Origin of the sequence: Shouchella miscanthi (genome assembly GCF_007725405.1) — a bacterium.
Taxonomy (GTDB): Bacteria; Bacillota; Bacilli; order Bacillales; family Bacillaceae_D; genus Shouchella; species Shouchella hunanensis.
Window position 1 is genome coordinate 3512054 of record NZ_CP042163.1, and the last position, 19997, is coordinate 3532050.

Here is a 19997-nt window from a genome sequence, read left to right on the forward strand (position 1 = left end):
TCCTACGCTCTCTGTTCTACAATTTGAACAATGTTCACAATGACTTGGACTGCTTTTTCCATATCATCAACGGATATATATTCATAACGCCCGTGATAATTTTGTCCCCCAGTGAAAATATTTGGCGTTGGTAATCCTTTATAAGACAGCTGGGAACCATCGGTACCACCACGTATTGGTCCAACAATGGGTTCAATTTCACATGCCTTCATCGCATCTAATGCTACATCAACAATCTCTGGATTAGGCTCAATTTTCTCTCGCATATTGTAGTATTGGTCCCGAATCTCAAGTGTGACATTGTGATCGCCGTGCTTTCCTTGCATTTGCCTTACAATTGATTCCATTTTTGCTTTTCGATTAGCGAATACTTTGCGGTCAAAATCACGAATGATGTAATGCAATTCCGCATAATCCGTATCACCCTTCATTGATAAAAGGTGATAAAAGCCCTCGTAGCCTTCCGTAAATTCAGGCGCCTCATCTGCAGGCAATTGATCATTAAATTCCATGGCACGCTTCATCGCATTAACCATTTTATTCTTTGCTGTTCCTGGATGGGTACTCACACCTTGAAAACAAACCTTTGCTGCTGCCGCATTAAAGCTTTCATATTGGAATTCACCTAGCGGTCCCCCATCTAATGTGTAGGCAAAGTCAGCGTTAAAAGCTTCAACATCGAAGTGATGTGGACCTCTTCCAATTTCTTCATCTGGCGTAAAAGCCACTCGAATCTTGCCATGCTTAATCGATGGGTTATCGATTAAATATGCCATTGCTGTAACGATCTCAGCAATACCTGCTTTATCATCTGCACCAAGCAATGTCGTCCCATCTGTTGTCATGAGCGTGTGGCCAACATAGTTTGCTAATTCTGGAAATTGTTTTGGCGACAGCATAATCGTTTCATTTAGCTGAATGTCACCTCCGCTGTAGTTCTCATGCACTCGTGGATGTACACCTTCACCTGTAAAGTCTGTCGCTGTATCCGTATGTGCTAAAAATCCAATTGTCGGAGTTGATTTGTCGGTAGTTGCTTCAAGTGTCGCCATTACATATCCATTATCGTCCATAGCAACGTCTTTCATGCCAATCTGTTTTAACTCTTCTACCAGTAACTGCCCGAGCTCAAGCTGCCCTTTTGTTGTCGGTACTTCATGACTTGCTTCTGATGACTGAGTATTTATTTTTGCATAGCGTGTTAAGCGTTCAATAAGTTGTTGTTTCAATGAGCTAACCTCTTTTCCAATTGTATTAGTTTTAGTATAGCGGTCTTTTTTTACCCTGCACAGAAAAAAATGATCGCACCATTTGGTAAACTATGATATATTCATATCTATGCATATTTATTAAATTATTCAATATATAGAACGTGTAGGAGGATAACAATGGATCACATGGGCTTTATCTCGCTCATCCCCCCGCTTATTGCGATAGGACTAGCGATTACAACTAAGAACGTACTCGTTTCTCTATTTACCGGGTTGTTTGCTGGCGTTCTTTTACTGACTAGCGGGAACCCAATAACAGCGACAACAGAAACAATAGGTGAATATTTATTCCCTCAACTAACAGATAGCTACAATGCTGCCGTCCTTGTATTACTCTTGTTTATTGGTGGATTTGTTGGTTTAATTGAGAAATCAGGTGGATCAGCCGCGTTAGCAAAACGAGTTGTCCGCTTTTTAGATACAAAGGCTAAAACACAGATGGCCGCTTATGTCGGTGGTTTAACGATCTTCTTTTCTGATTTAGGCTCTCCTTTAATTGTTGGTCCCATCTTTGAAAAGATTTTTGATAAAGCGAAAATATCTCGAGAAAAATTAGCGTGGATTATTGATTCTACCGCTTCCCCCCTTGCCGTTATGATTCCTTTTATTGGCTGGGGTGTTTACATCATGGGGTTAATTCGTCAAGAGTTTGACAATATTGGCTCGGACATGTCTGAATTTACTGCTTTTCTTCAGGCCATTCCGTTCCAACTTTACCCGATCTTAGCTGTGGCAATTGTTCCGTTTATCGCCTTAACCAAACTGGACTTTGGACCAATGGCACGAGCCGAACAACGTGTAGAAAAAACAGGTGAATTGTATTGGAAGAGCTCTCGCCCGCTTCGATACAGTGAGCCAGTTGATGAAAACCAAAAAAGTTATGCAGTCTTAATTTGGTTGCCATTACTAACACTCTTCGTTACGCTATTTGGCCTTTTACTGACCCATGGCTTTCCATTTGAGCCTGTTGCTGGCGGCGATTTCCGCGTTGCTTTAAGTACTGCTTACTTATTTGCTAGTATTGTTCTGATTGGCTTAATGGTTTTATTAAAAGTAAAACGGTTCTCTGAAGCATTTGAACTCTATTCAAAAGGAATGCAGAAGATGGTGTTTGTATTAGCCACGCTTGTATTAGCCTGGGCATTAGGAACTGTTATGAGTGAAATGGGGACGGCAAACTATGTGATAGAGTTATTACAGGACAGTGTTCCTGGTTACCTTGTTCCTGCCATTCTCTTCCTTGTAGCGGTCTGCATCTCGTTGGCAACTGCAACGTCATGGGGAACTTTTGCGATTATGATGCCGTTTGCGATACCGATGGCTTTTGGTCTTGATGCCCATCTTGCGGTTTGTATCGGTGCAGTTCTCTCAGGAGGGATATTCGGGGATCACTGTTCACCTATTTCCGACACAACGATTCTTTCTTCTACTGGTGCAGGTTGCGATAATGTCGATCACGTCAAAACGCAATTTCCGTACGCTTTGTTAAATGGCTTCATTGCATTTATTGTCTTTATTTTTGCTGGCATTACAGGAAGCTCACTCGTCTTTTTAGCTGCTCTCGCTTTCATGATGATAGCGGTCTTCCTCATCGGAAAACGAAAACCGAAACATGCTCAAATCTAAAAAGAGCGTTGCGTACGCAATTTTTTCAGGGTGTAATTATGACCACATCGTCCCTTTTATTTAGGGGTGCTGTGGTTTTTTTTATGATCGGTAAAAAAAGCTTATTGACGTCTTTTCGTCAATAAGCTCTCGTATTTAACCTTTCACACCTGTTAAGGCAATCCCTTCAATAATCTGTCGTTGAGCGAAGAAATAAACAATCAATACAGGGACAACAGAAATCGTAGCACCTGCCATTAGTAAAGGCCATTGTGTTACATACAACCCTTTAAACATTGCCAGTAGAAGTGGAACCGTAAACAACTCGGTGCTACTTAGAAACGTAAGCGGCTGGATAAAGTTATTCCAAATGCCGATAAAAGAAAAGATTCCAAATGCTGCTAGGGCAGGCTTTATTAAGGGAAGCATGATCCGCAAATAGATAAAAGCAGGATTGGCCCCATCCATTACAGCTGCTTCTTCCATTTCTTTTGGGATCCCAAGCATAAATTGTCTAAGTAAGAACACTCCGAATGCATTAAAGAGAGCATTTGGCACAATGATGGATAAATGGGTATTCACCCATTGAAGCTGATCTAAAATAAGGTAAAGCGGAATAAGTGTTACTTGCATAGGCACCATCATCGTTGCTAAAAAAGCAATGAACAACACTTTCGATCCTGGGAACTTTAATTTGGCAAAAGCATAAGCAGCCATTGAGCACGTAATAATTTGACTAAGTACCACAATGGTTGAGATATAGAAACTATTCCAGTATGCTCGACCAAACGGCATTGCATTTAGGGAATCAACGAAATTACTCCACATAATAGGATCTGGAATAATGGTAGGCGGGATGGAAAACATTTGCTCAAACGACTTTAAACTACTCAATCCCATCCAAATAAACGGACCTGCCATAACAAGAGAACCTAAAATGAGTGCAAGATGAAGGAAAACGGTAGAGGGTTTCACTTTTCGCTTCACTGCTGGTTGGACAGGAGGTTGTATTTGGCGCTGCGCGTTATCTGCCGTTGTCTTCATAGTGCACCCACTTTCTTGAAACCGTAAACTGGATTAAGGTAAAGATTAAAATAATGACGAATAAAATCATAGCTGCAGAGGTACTCGTACCGAAAGAACTTCGTGTAAAGGCTTCATCAAAAATATGAAGAACGAGTGTATAACTGGCGTTTCCTGGTCCCCCTTGCGTCATGACATATGCTTGGTCAAACACTTGGAATGAACCAATTACTGTCATAATCGCAACAAAGAACGTTGTTGGAGATAATAATGGCATCGTAATGTTTTTAAATTTCTGCCAAGCAGAAGCGCCGTCAATTTCAGCTGCTTCATAATAACTTCTTGAAATACCTTGAAGACCAGCTAAGAAGATAACCATGTTCGTCCCAAGTCCCCACCAAATACTTAGCATCGCGATTGATGGAAGCACAAAGCGTCGATCCGTTAACCAGTTTGGCCCATCAATACCAACTGACGCAAGCACTTGATTAATTAAGCCAAAATCACCGTTTAACAACCACATCCAAATGACTGCGATGGACACGGAGCTTGTCACGACTGGCATAAAGAAGAACATCCGATAAAAATCTTTTCCCTTCACTTTATTAAGGGCTAAAGCAGAAAGAAGTGCAGCGGCTATCCCCCCAGGTATGACGATTAGCGAGTAAATGGTTGTATTTCGTAACGCCGCTCGAAAATTACTATCTTGAAATTGTGCAATGTAATTTTCAAGTCCGACAAAGGTTCGTTCACCGAAACCGTCCCAATTCATAAAGCTTATACCAAAAGCGAATAGTAGCGGTAATAAAGAAAAGAGAATCATTCCAATCATCTGTGGTGCAATAAACGCGTATCCCCACCACTTTTCACGTTTTGTAAACAAAACTACCCCTCCTTTTAGAAAGAGGAGGAGACAAGCTCCTCCTATCCATGTTTCTCTATTTATTCAACCGCTTCTTTTGCTTTTGCTGTTGCTTGTTCTAATGCGTCTGCTGCATCCATATCTCCGAGCATCATTAATTCATAAATGTCTTCCAAATCTTCACTTAATCCTGGAGATGTAAATTCAAGACCAATGACTCGACCCACACTACGAGCATCTAGTAAATATTGACCATGTTCTGGACGATCCTGATTTAAGACAATTTCATCAATGCCTACTACTGAAGGAACTGCATTCCCCTCACCATCTAAACGTACTTCCTGTCCATCAGTGGATGTGTAGTAGGAAATGAATTTCATTGCTTCTTCTACATGATCTGATTTTGAATTAACCGCCATATAGGCAGTAGCAATATTAGCTGTTTCAATTTGTTCATCTGTATTAGAAGGAAATGGAATATAGTCAAAATCAATACTTGTGTCTAGGAACATGGGCGTTAACCAACGGCCTGCTGAAACAAAGCCAACTTGGTTTGACATAAACATCGCTTCGATTCCTTGGCCTTCAGGCATCGTCCCTGCATACGTAAAGTTTCCTTCATCTATCATTCGATCAACGTATTCAAATGCTTCCATCGTTTTTCCATCGGTGTCTCCAACAATGGCGTCCTCAGTTGCAAACTCACCGCCATTTGTCCAAATCCAGTTCAACATTGCGCCATGACCACTTTCTTGCATGTATCCGTGATTACCCGATTCATTTAATTGACGAGTGATGTCTTCAAACGTTTCCCAATTCCATTCACCGTTCTCATACAATTCTTGAGGAGATGGTATGTCGTTCTCTTCTAATAATGCTTTGTTGTAGTACATGAGGATAGGGTTACAATCAACCGGTAGACCATAAACAATGCCATCATTTCTTGAAGCGCCCCAGATGTCTTCAGTAAATTCATCTTCCTTAACGTATGAATCTCCACTATCTAAAAAATCTGATAATGGTTCAATTGTGCCATTTGACATAAGAGTAGAAATATTCTCAGCACCTACATAAAACACATCTGGTGCTTGACCGCCTTGTAAACGAGTTGTTAACGTTTGGAAATAATTGTCGTTCGGTAAGCCTGTTAACGTCACTTCAATGTCATCCTGCATTTCATTAAATGCATCTACTGCCCGGTTATACACATCCAGTTCAGCGGGATTGCCCCATGCAGAAAAAGATAGTTCAACAGCATATCCGTTACTTCCAGTAGATGAGTCTGACCCAGATCCACAAGCAGCCAATGTCGTAATAGCCAATGCAGAAACAAAACCAACGCCAAAAACTTTTTTCATTTTTTTCACTCCCCCGATTGATTGAAAACGTTTACAAGTTGTACTATTAAAAAAATGACGAAAACGATTACGTTGCGTTTAAAAAAGGTTCATATCATTATTATAGAACAGATTCCACTTTTCGTTGTGTGTAATATTTTTTATGACAAGGGTAATTTATTGCGGTCTATACCATGATTCCATTCTAGGAGGACATTCTTATGACTGATCACTCAGCCTTTATTAGAGGTACACACTCATTTACGTTTCAGTTCTTACCTGAAACCGGTTTACTCAGTTTATGGAATATCGGGTGGGAAGTACGATCAGATCCTTCTTATTATTGGGATGGGCAAACAAGGAATGTAGATAATAACACACTTATCTTTCAATATACGATTTCAGGTTCAGGTAAGCTAGAAATTGATGGGCGAACCATTACGGTTCAACAACATGAAGCTTTTATCATTGCAGTTCCTGGTAATCACCGTTACTATTACCCTGAAGATGGGAAAGAGCCGTGGGAATTTATTTACATTGCACTTCAAGGCCCGACAGTCGAAGATATTTGGTCACGCCTCATTCAGGAAACCGGACCAGTTGTCGCACTTTCACCAGATAGCTATTTAATTCGCTCTTTATTCTCCATCTATGCAGAAACAAAAGCAGACCGACTTCGGGATCCTTATTTAGCAGCAGCTCAAGGCTATCAATTTTTACTTGAATGCTTTCGCACGCTGCATTCTCATACGCCAAAGGGAGATTCCTATTATTATCAACAAGCCTATTCCTATATTGAATCAAATTTCCACAAACAGATTTCTTTAGACGATGTGGCTGAACAAATTGGGTTGTCACGCTATAGCCTTACACGCTTGTTTAAAAAGCAAACCGGCGCAACGCCGATGGAGTTTGTTCGCGAGCTTCGCATTCGTAAAGCCTGTTCTATGTTAATCCATACGAACCGTCCGATCAAAGATATTTCCATTGAAGTAGGCTTTCTTGATGTGAATTATTTTCATAAAGTTTTTCGACGTTACACTGGATCAAGCGCTAGTTTCTTTCGAAAAAAAGGCGATTTCTCACAGATTTATTTACGTAAAACCAAACATGACTAACATGACAAATGTAACAATAAGATATCTTTTTCCGTAATACTATTCAAAAATAACCGCAAAGCTTCCGCAATTAACCGCACTCCCTTAAAGGTGTATGTAAAGTTCCGTTTATCCCTTCTCATCTGTTTATTCTTACGTATACTAACCTGTACAGGAACATGACAGAGAGAAGGCGGTGAACAAAAATGGACAAACGAATTCATTGGATTGATGCAGCGAAAGGGCTCGGTATTATACTCGTTATTATGAGTCATGCACCGATGGATCCTGAGCTCCGCGCCTTTCTATTTGCTTTTCATATGCCATTATTCTTCTATTTATCTGGTGTTGTATTCAAACCTAGTCGCCAAGCACCACTTGCTTTTGTCAAAAAGAAAGCGCGAGGATTACTTCTACCTTATTTTATCTTTTCGGCAATAACCTATGTGACTTGGTTCCTGCTTTTTCGTCATCTCCCATTTACACCAGGCGAGAATGTTGATCCAATCCACCCTTTTACCGGGATATTTTTATCGACACCAGAGAACTATCAATTAACTTATAATCCTGCAATTTGGTTCTTAACTTGCTTATTTTTAGTTGAACTCTTATTCTTTTTCTATTATCGTTTGAGCCGAGGAAAATGGATCGGACTGTTTTTATTGACGGCCGCTATTTTAGGTTATGGTTCAACATTTTTACAATTCGCCATTCCTTGGAACGGATTTGTTGCTCTCACTGCCGTTGTTTTTTATGGTCTTGGATTTTTAACGAAATCGTTTTGGAAAACGCACTCTTGGAAAATCGTCGCTCCATTAGCATTCAGTTTCTTTAGCATCATGTACTTCATTCAATCGTTTAATGAACGCATTGATATGCGTGGGAATATTTTAGGAGAAGCATACTTGTTTTATCCAGCAGCTATCTTAGGCATCATTGCTTTTCTCATGTTGATTCAAAAACTTCAACATGCAAAAGGTTTGCTCTATTTAGGCTCAAATTCCATTATCGTATTGCTCGTTCATATGCCCGTTTTGAATTTGGTAAAAGCAATGATGCACTATGGATTTGGGGTCAATCTTGATACGGCTAATACGCTTCCTTGGACCCTTCTGTTTACAGGTTTAACACTCTTATTAACCATTCTATTTATTGTCTTTTTCAACAAACATCCATGGTTTTTAGGTAAGAAAGAGACGAATAAGAAGACGAGAATGAGAACCCCTCAAGTTTCGTTTCGAGAAAAAAGCTATCCTAAAAGTATTTAATAAAGAACCCCATTAAGACCGCTAACCGATCTTAATGGGGCTCATTTTACTCTACAGGCCAACTTTCTTGTTTATACGCCATATCCCAAAACATATATTCATAACGGCTCGTATTTAAGAAAATCTCCTCTAATCGTTCAAGTTCTTCTTCTGATTTTGATTCAGCAAGCTGGTCTAACGTATCAATTAACCAGTCGGCGATGGAACCAAAATCCTCTGATGAATACATTCGTACCCATTCTCCATAATATTCATGGTCTAGCGCCCCTGGCAATGTCGCAAGCGCTTTTCCAATCTCATAATAACTCCAAGCACACGGTAAAATCGCTGCGATTAATTCAGCAAGAGACCCTTTTTGTGCTTCTGCTAGCATCGCACTGCTGTAAGCTAACGTAACTGGTCCTGGTACAGTCGCTTCTAATTCCTCTCGACTCACGCCAAGTCGTTCAGCGTACGTACGATGAAGTTCCATCTCTGTATTTAACGTTTCGTCAAGTGCAGCAGCAAAGCCTGACATTGTTTTTAAATCAGGTGCGAGCACCGCTCCCATCGCCATGACTTTTGAATACTCAATTAAATACTTATAGTCTTGCTTCATATAGTACTTAAAGGATTCTTTCGGTAATGTACCATTACCAATGCCTTGAACAAACGGATGGTCATGGCTAGCTTTCCAAACGGCATCTGCACGTAAGCGAATACGTTGTGTAAATGACATACGATCACTCCTTATTAAAATAAAAAACCACTTTCTGAATAAGGAAAGTGGGTACACGTCATCTTAAAAACCGATTCGTATACACTTCCCTCCGCTAGTCCAAACTAGATCAGGTTATAAGGGTTAAGGTCATTAGCCTCTCTCAGCCACAATTGGCACCCCTAGTGATTTTAAACTTACTCGTTTCATCATAGTGCATTAAAAAGATTTCTGCAAGACAAGCCTCTGTACATGAGAATTGAGACCGCAACCCCACCTACTTCTCTCTTCTTTCTATTCAATTCTTTACTTAACATTGTTGCTTTCAGAGTGTTCATGCTATGCTTTTGATAATTCTAGATGCAAGGAGTATCGCAAATCATGATGTACGTTTACCTTTTTCTCTTTTTGTGCCTTTACGGCCTTGCCTGTTATTACATAGGCTTTAACGGGTATCGGTGGCTCAAAAGAAGTTTTGGTTTTTATTATAAGAAATCTTATACGATTGTCATTGTATTATTATCTGTTGCTTTTATCGCCTCATTTATTGTTTCATCAAGGCTATTGGAGCTAATTGGTGGCTACTGGCTCGCCATTGTTGGTTACGGCCTTCTCCTCATTCCTCTTGTGAACCTTATCTATTTTCTATCTGGAAGAAAGCCTATTGTTCACCTTGTTTCCGGTTATATCCTATCGCTTTGCTTTTTGGGACTTCTTATAATCGGTTCATTTAACGCTTGGTCACCAACAATTCGCCATTATAATGTATCACTAACAAACGAACCGACAGAAGAAGTCCGCTTTTTACTTGCTGCAGATTTCCATTTTGGTAACGTTATTGGTATGAACCATTTTGAACGCTTTCTTCAACTTGTTGAACAAGAATCTCCTGATGCCATCTTTCTTGCCGGAGACATTATTGACGACAACATCGACGCTTTTATTGAAGAACAAATAGCGGATGGGTTTTCACAGCTTGATGCGCCCCTTGGCGTCTTTGCGATTCCAGGAAACCACGATTATTACGGAGGCGACCTCTCTTTACTGAAACAAGAGCTCCGTTCTAGCGGCGTCAATGTCTTGTTAGATGAACACATGCATGTAGACGGACTTTTCACTGTCATTGGACGTAAAGACGAAACAGATTCTAATCGAAAGGGCATAGCGGAACTGATGGAACCTGCGAACGAACAACTTCCTATTATTATGCTTGATCACCAGCCACACGAAACGGTTGAAGCGGCTACTCACAATGTGGATATGATTTTGTCAGGACATACACATCGTGGACAACTCTTCCCTGGAAATTTACTCACCCAAGCGATCTATGAGAACGATTGGGGTCATAAACAAATTGACCAACTCCACTCTTTTACAACGTCTGGATTTGGGTTTTGGGGCCCTGCACTCAGAATCGGTAGTCGATCTGAAATTGTCATGATAACTGTAGAATTATAAGCAATGGCTACTTTTTACTTCTCTTACAGTTAACAAGTTCGTCTCATCCCTCATGGAACGTTGGGAAATATCTGTCTTCTCTATCAATCTGCAGATAAACACGCTATAATGAAGCAACTAACGGGTAGGAAGGGAGGTTGCACTAATGTCATCAACTGTAGCTGCACCAGAAGTAGGAGCTAAAATAGTCGAGTGGTATAGTTGCATTATTTCCTATGATCGAGAGCAAGCCATTCTTTCCAAACACGAAGTCAATCAACTGATGAATCGAATGGTTCCGGATGAAAAAGTGAAGTCGTATTATGAATTAGTAAACTTTAGACACCAATTATTTATTGAGCCGAATTCAAGCGAGCATAAACAATTTGCAGCTATTGCGATAGCAGATAAAGCAACCGATGAGTACATGCAATTTATGTACTACTTTATGTACGGACAAAATGAATTCCATAACGGACGTTATAAATCAGCTGTTCGCTCCTATAAGATAGCGGAGCGACTTTTAGAACAAGTACCTGATCAAATTGAAAAAGCAGAGTTTTACTACCGATCTGCTATTAGCTATTATCGAGTAGATCAATATATCTTTGCTGTTTCCTATTTTGAGCAAGCCCTTGAAATCTTTGAAAAGAAACCTGATTATGAAGAAATTGTGCTCAATATTCACATTTTCTTAGGCGGGATTAGTACGGAGCTTCTTAAATTTGAAGAAGCAGAAGATTTACTACAACATGCCTTCAGACGTTCTAAACCGTATCCTGTGACACGTGCGCTCATCTTAAGAATTCTTGGTTTAAATCGAGTCAAACAAAACCGACAAGATGAAGCGATCCAGTATTTTGAAGAGGCACTTTTACTTAAAGAACATAAAGATTCAGTAGTCGGAACAAAAACAGAGTACAACCTCATTAATGTGAAGCTAAGAAAAGAACCGAATAAAAAAGAAAACCATGACATATTAAATAATATATCACACAAAGTTCAGTCACTTAATATGACTGAATATGTCATCCGCTGTAAAGTAAGTCTCGGTCTTTACGTGCTAAATGATACAGCGATGATCAATGAAGGACTTGAAGAATTGCAACAAGCCGAATTATACTTTGAAGCTTCTGAACTAGCGGAAGAAGTAGTGGACGTGTATTCAAAACTCGGAAAGTTTGAGAAAGCTTTGCATTTCATGAGGATGGCACATCGAATGCGCATCCATCAATCTTGTATAGGAGTTGAACAAACATGAAAAAGAAAACATCTCTTCTTATTGCATTAGCAGTTGCTCTTTCAATTGGTAGCTTCAGTTTAGACGCCAGTCATTCTGCTGATAAAGCAGATGGTCGCTCTATCACTGCGTTAGATAAAGCGGATGGTAGATAATTTAGTGTACCGATAAAAAAACGTATTTCTCGTAATGAGGAATACGTTTTTTATGTTGGAAGCGCCTTTTAAGAGACTACGTTTGTTCACACATGCCTCCCCTATTACCGTTCCTTGCTGTCGTCTTCTTCACCTTGAATGGATTCTTCAGGAATGTTCTTATCAAATTCTTCCTTCATTTCTTCTAATTCTTGATGTGATTCTTCTTGATACCTCGGATCCCAATCCCGATGTTTGCTTTCCAGTTTTAAAATGTCATACTCACTACTTAATGCCTTCATTAACGAGATGGCCATCAATAAAACAACAAATACGAACGGGAATGCAGCTATAAGCATTGCCATCTCCAATGCTTCTAAACCACCAGATATCAAGAGAGCTGCTGCTGTAGCTGCTAAAATAAGACCCCAAGCGATTTTCACTTTCACACTCGGGTTGAGCCTTCCACCTGTTGTCAACATACCTAATACGAATGTTGCTGCATCAGCAGATGTAACAAAAAAGGAGGCAATAAGTAAAATGGCTATTCCCATGATTACTGGCGCCATCGGATACGACTCTAAAAAGGCAAATAACGCCACTTCATTCCCTTGATCCATAATTAATTGATATAAGCCGCCACTTTGATTAGCATCCATTTCTAAACCTGCAACACCGAAAATGGAAAACCAAATTGCACTAAACAAAACTGGCACACCCATTACACCAATAACAAACTCACGAATGGTTCTTCCTCTTGACACACGAGCTATAAATGTTCCTACAAAAGGAGACCACCCAATCCACCATGCCCAATAAAACAAAGTCCAATCATTAAGAAATTCACGCTCACCTGTAAAAGCGTTCATACCAAATGTCATACTAGGGAGATTTTGAAGGTAGTTTCCTACTGTTGTTGTGAATGATTCGATCATCTGAACGCTAGATCCTAGAAGAAAGACAAATATCATAAGTGCAATGGCCACAACGATATTCATCCAGCTAAGGTACCGAATGCCTTTGTCAACTCCAGATGCCGCGGATAAAATAAACGCAACCGTTACGACAGCAATCACAATTAGTGTCGTTAAAGTCGAATTCTCTATTCCGTCAAAGCTATAGCTTAACCCCGCCGTAATTTGCGATGCCCCTAGCCCTAACGATGTAGCAATACCAAAAATCGTTGCAAAGACAGCTAAGATGTCAATACTATGACCGATTCCACCTTGCGCATGCTTTCCAATTAACGGCGTAAAGGCCGAAGAAATAAGCGCAGGTGAATTATGTCTAAATTTAAAATAAGAAAGGGCTAAAGCCACAATCGCATACGTTGCCCACGGGTGAAACCCCCAATGAAATAATGTATATAAGAGCGATTCTTCAGCGGCCGCGATACTATTGGCTTCTGTTGTTGGTGGGCTGTAATAATGGGTTAACGGCTCTGTCACCCCGAAGAACACAAGTCCGACACCCATGCCAGCAGTGAACAAAAAAGCAAACCAAGTAAAATAACTGTATTCCGGTTTTTCGCCTGGTTTTCCTAATGTGATTTTACCGAATGGGCCAAAAATCAAAAATAATGCTAAGAGAACAAAACCTGTCGTTGCTAATATGTAGACCCAACCCAGATTCGATGCAACGAAACCATCAACTGCTCCTAACACGGTCTCGACGTTTCTTGGTAAGAAGATGCCCCATAAGATGAACACACTCGCTAATAGGAGTGAACACCAAAATACAACGGTAAGTGTATTCTTTTTCAACTAAACGCCTCCTTTGGGATTTTTTTCTCGATTTATCGACAAAAACCCTCAATATTCCTAGTACCTATTTCCTTCTTTCATAGGATTAAAACCTTTAGTACTAGTTAACACAAAAAAAGACTATGAATTGTATCCATAGTCTTAGGGGTTTACCCAACACGCTTCTTTTCTTGCTTGCTTCGTAATTGACCACAAGCGGCATCAATATCTGTTCCTTGCTCTAAACGAACGCCACAGTTAATGCCTTTTTTCTTAAGCGTCTGGAAGAACTCTTGAATGGCTTCTGGCTCGCTTCGCTGATATTGACCATGCTCATCAACTGGATTATACGGAATTAAGTTCACGTAAGAAAGGTGGCGCTTATCCCCTATTAGCTCTGCTAATTGTAGCGCTTCTTCCTTATGATCGTTCACATCTTTAATCAGAATATATTCGTACGTTACACGTCGATTGGTCTTATCTAAATAATAGTTAACGGATTCCATCAGCTTCTCAATCGGGAACGCTTTATTGATTTTCATAATCTTAGAGCGCAGCTCGTTGTTCGGCGCGTGTAAAGAAACAGCTAAGTTTACTTGACTCTTCAAATCTGCAAATTCTTTAATCTTATGGGCCAGTCCGCTTGTTGATACAGTAATATGACGCGCTCCAATAGCAAGACCTTTGTGGTCTTTAATAATGTCTAAAAAGTCAACCGTATTGTCAAAGTTATCAAATGGCTCTCCAATTCCCATCACCACAATATGACTAACGCGCTCTTCTTTCTTACGTTCATCAAGGAAGAATTGAACATTCATGATCTGTTCAACAATTTCTCCGCTCGTTAAGTCACGATTCTTTTTCAGCAATCCGCTCGCACAAAAGCTACAGCCAATGTTGCACCCTACCTGGGTTGTCACACAGACAGAAAAACCATATTTGTGCGTCATGAGTACCGTTTCAATCAAATTTCCATCACTTAGTTGGAATAAAAATTTAACGGTACCGTCTTTTGACTCCTGCCGAATATGCTCCTTCAAAGACCCGAAAACAAAATGCTCTTCTAATAAAGAAACCGTTTCTTTATTAAGATTAGACATTTCCTCGAAACGTGTCACACGCTTACGATAAAGCCAGTCCCAAACTTGAGTTGCTCTAAATTTTTTATGGCCGTGCTCAACAAACCAATCGGCTAATTTATCCATTGTCAGACCATAAATTGATTGCTTTTGCATATGATCCCTCTTTCCTATCAATTTCGTATTTCCATTTATATTAATCCTAAACACAGTCAAATAAACACATTCTACAATCCTTTATTCTATCATACTTTTCAAGAAAAAGAAAAGAAAGATTACAAAAAAGCTTATTGAGAGTATCATCAATAAGCTTTTTTATGTTTATCCAACAGGCGTTAATGCTGTTCCTTCTTCTATATAAGAGGTAATATTGCCTGCAGCAAGTCTTGCCATTTCCTCTCGTGTTTCAATCGTCGCATTCCCAATATGAGGGGTTAAGACAACATTCGCTAATGTCTTTAATTCATCATGAATAAGTGGCTCGTTTTCAAAAACATCTAGCGCTGCACCTGCAAGTTCTCTTTGTTTTAACGCACGCACTAGTGCTTCCTCATGAACTACAGGACCTCTGGACACGTTTAAAAGAATTGCGCTCTTCTTCATTCGCTTAAATGTTTTTTCATTAAATAAGTGATGGGTCTCATCTGAATAGGCTGTATGTATGGAAACGATGTCTGCTTCTTGAATCAATTGATCAAATGGTCGATAGTTGATTTCGTTTTCTGTATCTTTCTTTGTTCTTGAAGTATATAAGATGTTCATTCCAAATGCCTGTGCACGCTTGGCAACGGCTTGTCCAATCTTTCCATAGCCCACAATCCCAAGGGTTTTCCCTTTTAGTTCCCTTCCTAAAAAGAATAATGGTGCCCATCCATTGAACCCTTCTGTGCGACAGAGTTGATCTCCTTCTGGAATCCGACGCATTAAGCTAAGCATTAATCCTAACGTTAATTCGGCTGTCGCATCAGTGGATACTTTTGGGGTATTTGTGACTACGATCTCTCTTTCTTTTGCTGCCACTAAATCAATATTATCAAACCCTGCACCATAGTTTGCAATAATCTTAAGAGACGGCGCTGACTCCATCACTTTTCTTGTTACCTTTGTGGATAACGGGCAAAGTAAAGCAGTTGCATCCCTTACACCTTCAATTAAATCCTCTTCTCTGATCACGTTTTCACACTCATAAACATCAACCGAATATTTTTTTAATGCTTCGTATCCACTAACCGGAATTTCGCCTGAAATAAAAATATGTGTCATCCCGTTACTTCCTCTCTTACGATTGCTGTTTTAGTCGATCAATTCGTTTTGCTAAACGTCTCTTCCAGTCCTCAGCCAAGGGCTCAACCGAAGCAACCTCTTCCATTTCTCCCCAATCTTCATTTGCAAAATAGACCTGATTACAAGCAAGGACTGACATCTTCTTTGGGTGTTCTTCAATTAACTCAATGGTTGATTGTGAAGAAATGGTTCCTTCCTCCAGCACACGACCTAAGTACCCTGTAAAACCAGTCTCAATTGTTCGTTTTAGTAGTGTGTCGGCCTCCGTATACTGGTCAATTGTACTGCAAGGGATGCGTCCCTGAGTAATTTGAACAAGCGCACGACCTATCCTATAAATATTCCCTATGTACACGCTCTCTTCAAGCATATTTGTCACCGTAAGGTTTTCTCCGAAAGCGGCATTGGGCAATACTCGACCCAATTCTTCTTGCCATTTTTTATAATGCTCCAATGGGTAAAAACAAACTGCTCGGTCTGGTCCGCCGTGGTTTCGCTTGTCAGCCACATCGTCTCCTTTAAACCCATCTTTTGTTAAATACACCTCGTCTACACGCTCTTTTTCTATTCCCGTAACAACTGAGCGCTTCATCCCGCTCTTCTTCATTTCCTTTGGCAAACCTGTAGATAATGCATGTATCCTTTGTTCCATCCATTTATTCCCCCTCATAAAGAGTATCTATCGTTTACACGAGTACAATAACGTTATCATTATCATGCCACATTCATTACAAATTGACGAGGTTCGATTGTTATTTTTATTCAAAAGCTCGACCACCTGCTTTAAAATGAATAAAAGGAAAAAACGTCTACATCATGTAGATAAAGTCGAAAGTTCGAAAAAAAATCATTTTTTGCCAACAGTTCGCGTTCCTTAACCGTTATCTATGTGAAGACAATGAAAAGGAGGGAGTTCTGAATCTATGATTGTTCACGAAGCGCTAGAAAGAGACATACGAACCTTTGCACTTTCTATCGCTGCAAATGAACATGAAGCGAATGATTTAATTCAATATGCGTGGGAAAAATCCCTCTCCTATACTGAGCTTCATGAATGGCCTTACTATAAACAAAAAGCATGGTTTTATCGTGTTATGAAAAACGAACTTATTGATTTGAGGAGAAAATACGGGCGTGAAATTGGCCTTGACGAAACGAAAGAACCTGTTTTCTTGCCGACGGAGTTCAACAATCTTGAAGTAATAGAGCTTCTTAATAAACTTCCACCTAAGCAAAAGGATCTTGTTTTCAAACGCTACTGGTTAGGACTTTCAAGCACTGAAATTGGCAAAGCACTAGACATTCCTTCAGGAACAGTACGCTATCAACTTACGAAAGCAATTGGATTTTTAAGACAATTAATTCAGGAGGCATACGAATGAAAAAAACAATCGGAAATGTAGGGACTCTTAATCTTACAGAAGCAACGGAAGAAAGCATCTCAGCGATACAGCATATTAACAACGTAGGGTTATTGCTTTATTCAACTGAAACAGCTTCACTTGTACCAAAACTATCAATTGGCAACCTTGGCTATTCTCTTAAAATCCCTAAAGATGCTCAAGTAATAAACGGGTTATTTACTGTAGATAATGAACTATTAACCTATGCTAAACCAGATCAGACGATCATCGTCAATGGGTTATTAACATTTTCAAATGATTTACGGTTGGAAACGATCTTAGAGACAGAACTCACCTTTATCGTAAATGGGATTATATACGTGCCTACTGCATTTAAAGGATCTGTAAATAGACTCATAAAAAAGCACTCTGGCGTATTACTGGATTACACAGGTAGTGAACCTAAACTCTTGTCAGGAGACACGCTGCTAACAAACGCATTGGTCGATAGTTTTTCACCGAAAACAAATTTAGCCCTAAATGGTGTCCTCACATTAGCAGCTGATCTTGATTTAGAGCAACTAAGCGATAAGATCGAATCGATCCAAATTAACGGGGTTATTGAGCTATATGAACATCAAGTGGCAAGCGTTATGTCCAAGGTAACGATACATGGAACAACAAAAATCATTCCTACTCATTACAAACAGCTAAAAAGTGTGTTCCAACTGTCAAGTCAGTCCATCAAACGATTTAAACAAGAATGTGTTTTTACAACAAAACCACTTGTGTTCGACCAATCTGTCACAAGAGAAGCGTTTCAGAAAGCATTTAAGTCGATTCATTCCCACTCATTTATACTTTGTTCTGAAGATATTGAGGATCTTGTATACGAAGTCCTTAATCGCTTTGAAACAGATGTTTATACGTACAAGGATGATTTTCGCTTTATCACAAACGATACATGGAAGCAGGAAACATTGCAGCAGCTCAAGTATCCAACAACCATTGTGGTCTACCGCTATCTTCGTTTTGAAGATACCCTTTCCTTTGAAGCAATAAAGGACCATTCAATCGTTCTCTTAGGTGAATTATCGGTTCCGAATGAACAATCAAAACACGTTATTCAACAGCGAATGACCGAAAATAAAAATGGTCTCATTCACACGTCCGATCAACTAGAACCATCGAAATCAAACTACGGTGAATTAAATTTATAAGAAGGAGTCAGAAGATGTACTTACCACCAAAGGATCGGTTAGATCAACTTTACCAAGAGGCAGAGACTCATCAATTAGGCCAGCAATTGAAAAGGGAACACCCCCCTCAAACAATATGGGGTATTCGAGGATACCCTGCTTTATTTACCTCTTATAGTATTTCTGTTATTGGTCAGTGGTTTGATTCGATCGCTCTAATGGTTCTATTCGCTTATATTTGGCAATCAAGCCCGATTTATCTGGGCTTGATTCCGGTAGCTCTTGCACTGCCACAAGTCATTTTCTCTCAGTTTGTTACCAGCTTGGTGAAACGTTTTCAAAAAATTCGCTTAATGGTGTTCGCCGATTGTTTAACTGCCTGTTTCACCATTGGACTCTTTTTTTCACCAACACCATGGCTTGCCCTCATTTTACTAAGCTTACGTAGTACGGCAAACGTTGTCCATTTTCCTATCCAACAAAGCCTAGTTCGAGAACTGGTTCCTGAGCACCTTCGACTTAAAGCAGTGTCTTGGAACGGTTTGGTGAGTCAAGGTGCCAAAATAATTGTTCCCTTTCTTGGAGGACTCTTTTTAACCGTGCTTACTCCACAAACACTATTACTTCTTAACGCAGCTGCTTTTCTTATTTCCGCAGCGATTTTATTTTCGATTCAACATTTAATTTCGCCAGCTTTTATGACAACACTTACAGCGTTTTCTAGAACATCTTTTTTTGAAGAATGGAAATCCGGTTGGTTAGCTCTTTTTACTCACCCTTTACTACTCTCATTAGTTAGCCTGTCATTAATCGGTTTATTTTGCATTCAATTCGTTGATTCCCAATTCCCTATTCTCTTTAGGGAAATTGCACCAACAAACCCACAACATTTAACACTAGTCATATCCGCTATTGGTTTTGGGGCGGTAACCATCATCACGATCTTTAATCGATTAAAAAAGCTTACCCATCTTCTTTTTTGGATTAGTACATCTCTAGCACTTATCGCGCTTTCGTTTATTGGCTTTAGCCAAATTCAAGCTCATCATCCAATAATTCTTTTTCTTGTAATTGGCTTTATATGTGGAATCGGTACGGGTCTCTCGATCACGACCCTTAATTATGCGATACAGACCATTCCACGAGATGAAGAGGTAGCAAGTATTGCCTCAATTTCACAATCTCTTACAAGCCTTGTTGTTATCGTTGCACCACCGACTGGAGCCGTCCTTACTCAAGCAGTGGGCGTTCAAACCATGTTCGCTTTGTCTGGCATCGTCTTAATCATCTGCTTGTCTTTACCTGCTTTATTAAAAGGGAAAAAGAAGAGACTCTCTTCTAAAAAGAAAAGAATAAACTATGATAACTCAAGCTTATAA

At 39.8% G+C, this 19997-nt stretch carries 18 protein-coding genes and 1 riboswitch; of the genes, 9 read left to right on the forward strand and 9 right to left on the reverse strand.

Annotation, left to right across the window (positions count from 1 at the left end; genetic code table 11):
- Positions 1-2 precede the first annotated feature (2 nt).
- Positions 3-1229: a peptidase T gene (gene pepT / locus FPV17_RS18015; protein WP_144559773.1), complete on the reverse strand. Its 1227-nt coding sequence runs from the start codon at positions 1227-1229 to the stop codon at positions 3-5.
- Between the two features lie 159 nt (positions 1230-1388).
- On the opposite strand from pepT, the gene FPV17_RS18020 reads away from it, so the two are divergent.
- Complete coding sequence (locus tag FPV17_RS18020; RefSeq protein ID WP_144559775.1) at positions 1389-2897, forward strand: Na+/H+ antiporter NhaC family protein; 1509 nt, start codon at positions 1389-1391, stop codon at positions 2895-2897.
- A 135-nt stretch (positions 2898-3032) separates the two neighbouring features.
- Here FPV17_RS18020 and FPV17_RS18025 read toward each other — a convergent pair whose 3' ends face one another.
- The 3 genes from FPV17_RS18025 to FPV17_RS18035 are packed head-to-tail and all read right to left on the reverse strand — an operon-like array spanning position 3033 to position 6119.
- The gene (locus FPV17_RS18025; protein WP_081762117.1) at positions 3033-3920 is read right to left on the reverse strand and encodes a carbohydrate ABC transporter permease; all 888 of its coding nucleotides are present in this window, start codon (positions 3918-3920) and stop codon (positions 3033-3035) included.
- Positions 3901-4782 carry a carbohydrate ABC transporter permease gene (locus tag FPV17_RS18030; RefSeq protein ID WP_035394775.1) on the reverse strand — a complete coding sequence of 294 codons (882 nt, stop codon included), beginning with the start codon at positions 4780-4782 and terminating at the stop codon, positions 3901-3903. Before FPV17_RS18030 ends, FPV17_RS18025 begins: the two co-directional genes overlap by 20 nt.
- Positions 4783-4841: 59 nt before the next feature.
- The gene (locus FPV17_RS18035) at positions 4842-6119 is read right to left on the reverse strand and encodes an ABC transporter substrate-binding protein (RefSeq protein ID WP_144559777.1); all 1278 of its coding nucleotides are present in this window, start codon (positions 6117-6119) and stop codon (positions 4842-4844) included.
- Positions 6120-6319: 200 nt separating this feature from the next.
- Between FPV17_RS18035 and FPV17_RS18040 the strand changes: the two genes are divergently transcribed.
- A complete protein-coding gene (locus tag FPV17_RS18040; protein WP_035394778.1) occupies positions 6320-7216 on the forward strand; it encodes an AraC family transcriptional regulator in 897 nt (298 codons plus the stop codon).
- Positions 7217-7401: 185 nt separating this feature from the next.
- A complete protein-coding gene (locus FPV17_RS18045; protein WP_144559779.1) occupies positions 7402-8463 on the forward strand; it encodes an acyltransferase family protein in 1062 nt (353 codons plus the stop codon).
- A 46-nt stretch (positions 8464-8509) separates the two neighbouring features.
- On the opposite strand, the gene tenA is transcribed toward FPV17_RS18045, so the two are convergent.
- A complete protein-coding gene (gene tenA, locus FPV17_RS18050; RefSeq protein WP_144559781.1) occupies positions 8510-9181 on the reverse strand; it encodes a thiaminase II in 672 nt (223 codons plus the stop codon).
- 69 nt (positions 9182-9250) lie between these two features.
- Positions 9251-9354: riboswitch (TPP riboswitch) on the reverse strand.
- 187 nt (positions 9355-9541) lie between these two features.
- Here tenA and FPV17_RS18055 point away from each other — a divergent pair.
- The 3 genes from FPV17_RS18055 to FPV17_RS22075 all read left to right on the forward strand — a co-directional run bounded on the left by FPV17_RS18055 (position 9542) and on the right by FPV17_RS22075 (position 11992).
- The gene (locus FPV17_RS18055; RefSeq protein WP_052007893.1) at positions 9542-10618 is read left to right on the forward strand and encodes a metallophosphoesterase; all 1077 of its coding nucleotides are present in this window, start codon (positions 9542-9544) and stop codon (positions 10616-10618) included.
- Between the two features lie 145 nt (positions 10619-10763).
- Entirely contained in the window at positions 10764-11858 is a 1095-nt protein-coding gene (locus FPV17_RS18060; protein WP_144559783.1) for a response regulator aspartate phosphatase, read from the forward strand.
- A complete protein-coding gene (locus tag FPV17_RS22075; protein ID WP_158331973.1) occupies positions 11855-11992 on the forward strand; it encodes a hypothetical protein in 138 nt (45 codons plus the stop codon). Before FPV17_RS18060 ends, FPV17_RS22075 begins: the two co-directional genes overlap by 4 nt.
- 104 nt (positions 11993-12096) lie before the next feature.
- Here the strand turns inward: FPV17_RS22075 and FPV17_RS18065 are convergent, their stop codons facing one another.
- From FPV17_RS18065 to FPV17_RS18080, 4 genes are all read right to left on the reverse strand, one after another.
- Positions 12097-13734 (reverse strand): BCCT family transporter, encoded by a 1638-nt coding sequence (locus FPV17_RS18065; RefSeq protein ID WP_144559785.1) that lies wholly within the window; start codon positions 13732-13734, stop codon positions 12097-12099.
- A 149-nt stretch (positions 13735-13883) separates the two neighbouring features.
- On the reverse strand, positions 13884-14948 hold the full coding sequence (gene rlmN, locus FPV17_RS18070; RefSeq protein WP_035394784.1) for a dual-specificity RNA methyltransferase RlmN: 1065 nt from the start codon (positions 14946-14948) through the stop codon (positions 13884-13886).
- A gap of 165 nt (positions 14949-15113) precedes the next feature.
- Positions 15114-16055 carry an NAD(P)-dependent oxidoreductase gene (locus FPV17_RS18075; RefSeq protein ID WP_144559787.1) on the reverse strand — a complete coding sequence of 314 codons (942 nt, stop codon included), beginning with the start codon at positions 16053-16055 and terminating at the stop codon, positions 15114-15116.
- A gap of 16 nt (positions 16056-16071) precedes the next feature.
- Entirely contained in the window at positions 16072-16728 is a 657-nt protein-coding gene (locus FPV17_RS18080; RefSeq protein ID WP_186370651.1) for an MOSC domain-containing protein, read from the reverse strand.
- A 271-nt stretch (positions 16729-16999) separates the two neighbouring features.
- Between FPV17_RS18080 and FPV17_RS18085 the strand changes: the two genes are divergently transcribed.
- Genes FPV17_RS18085 through FPV17_RS18095 form a run of 3 tightly spaced genes read left to right on the forward strand, consistent with a single transcriptional unit; the run spans position 17000 to position 19997 of the window.
- Entirely contained in the window at positions 17000-17458 is a 459-nt protein-coding gene (locus FPV17_RS18085) for an RNA polymerase sigma factor (protein ID WP_035397966.1), read from the forward strand.
- A complete protein-coding gene (locus FPV17_RS18090; RefSeq protein WP_144559791.1) occupies positions 17455-18639 on the forward strand; it encodes a hypothetical protein in 1185 nt (394 codons plus the stop codon). The genes FPV17_RS18085 and FPV17_RS18090 overlap by 4 nt, the downstream gene beginning before the upstream one ends.
- 14 nt (positions 18640-18653) lie before the next feature.
- Positions 18654-19997 (forward strand): MFS transporter, encoded by a 1344-nt coding sequence (locus FPV17_RS18095; RefSeq protein WP_144559793.1) that lies wholly within the window; start codon positions 18654-18656, stop codon positions 19995-19997.

What these genes read in the sequence shown, in the direction of transcription:
- FPV17_RS18090 (WP_144559791.1), top strand. Translation starts at nt 17,455, where the DNA reads ATGAAAAAAACAATCGGAAATGTAGGGACTCTTAATCTTACAGAAGCA.
- tenA (WP_144559781.1), bottom strand. Translation starts at nt 9,181, where the DNA reads ATGTCATTTACACAACGTATTCGCTTACGTGCAGATGCCGTTTGGAAA.
- FPV17_RS18055 (WP_052007893.1), top strand. Translation starts at nt 9,542, where the DNA reads ATGATGTACGTTTACCTTTTTCTCTTTTTGTGCCTTTACGGCCTTGCC.
- FPV17_RS18060 (WP_144559783.1), top strand. Translation starts at nt 10,764, where the DNA reads ATGTCATCAACTGTAGCTGCACCAGAAGTAGGAGCTAAAATAGTCGAG.
- FPV17_RS18075 (WP_144559787.1), bottom strand. Translation starts at nt 16,055, where the DNA reads ATGACACATATTTTTATTTCAGGCGAAATTCCGGTTAGTGGATACGAA.
- FPV17_RS18085 (WP_035397966.1), top strand. Translation starts at nt 17,000, where the DNA reads ATGATTGTTCACGAAGCGCTAGAAAGAGACATACGAACCTTTGCACTT.
- FPV17_RS18025 (WP_081762117.1), bottom strand. Translation starts at nt 3,920, where the DNA reads ATGAAGACAACGGCAGATAACGCGCAGCGCCAAATACAACCTCCTGTC.
- FPV17_RS18045 (WP_144559779.1), top strand. Translation starts at nt 7,402, where the DNA reads ATGGACAAACGAATTCATTGGATTGATGCAGCGAAAGGGCTCGGTATT.
- FPV17_RS18035 (WP_144559777.1), bottom strand. Translation starts at nt 6,119, where the DNA reads ATGAAAAAAGTTTTTGGCGTTGGTTTTGTTTCTGCATTGGCTATTACG.
- FPV17_RS18080 (WP_186370651.1), bottom strand. Translation starts at nt 16,728, where the DNA reads ATGGAACAAAGGATACATGCATTATCTACAGGTTTGCCAAAGGAAATG.
- FPV17_RS18095 (WP_144559793.1), top strand. Translation starts at nt 18,654, where the DNA reads ATGTACTTACCACCAAAGGATCGGTTAGATCAACTTTACCAAGAGGCA.
- FPV17_RS18020 (WP_144559775.1), top strand. Translation starts at nt 1,389, where the DNA reads ATGGATCACATGGGCTTTATCTCGCTCATCCCCCCGCTTATTGCGATA.
- rlmN (WP_035394784.1), bottom strand. Translation starts at nt 14,948, where the DNA reads ATGCAAAAGCAATCAATTTATGGTCTGACAATGGATAAATTAGCCGAT.
- FPV17_RS22075 (WP_158331973.1), top strand. Translation starts at nt 11,855, where the DNA reads ATGAAAAAGAAAACATCTCTTCTTATTGCATTAGCAGTTGCTCTTTCA.
- FPV17_RS18040 (WP_035394778.1), top strand. Translation starts at nt 6,320, where the DNA reads ATGACTGATCACTCAGCCTTTATTAGAGGTACACACTCATTTACGTTT.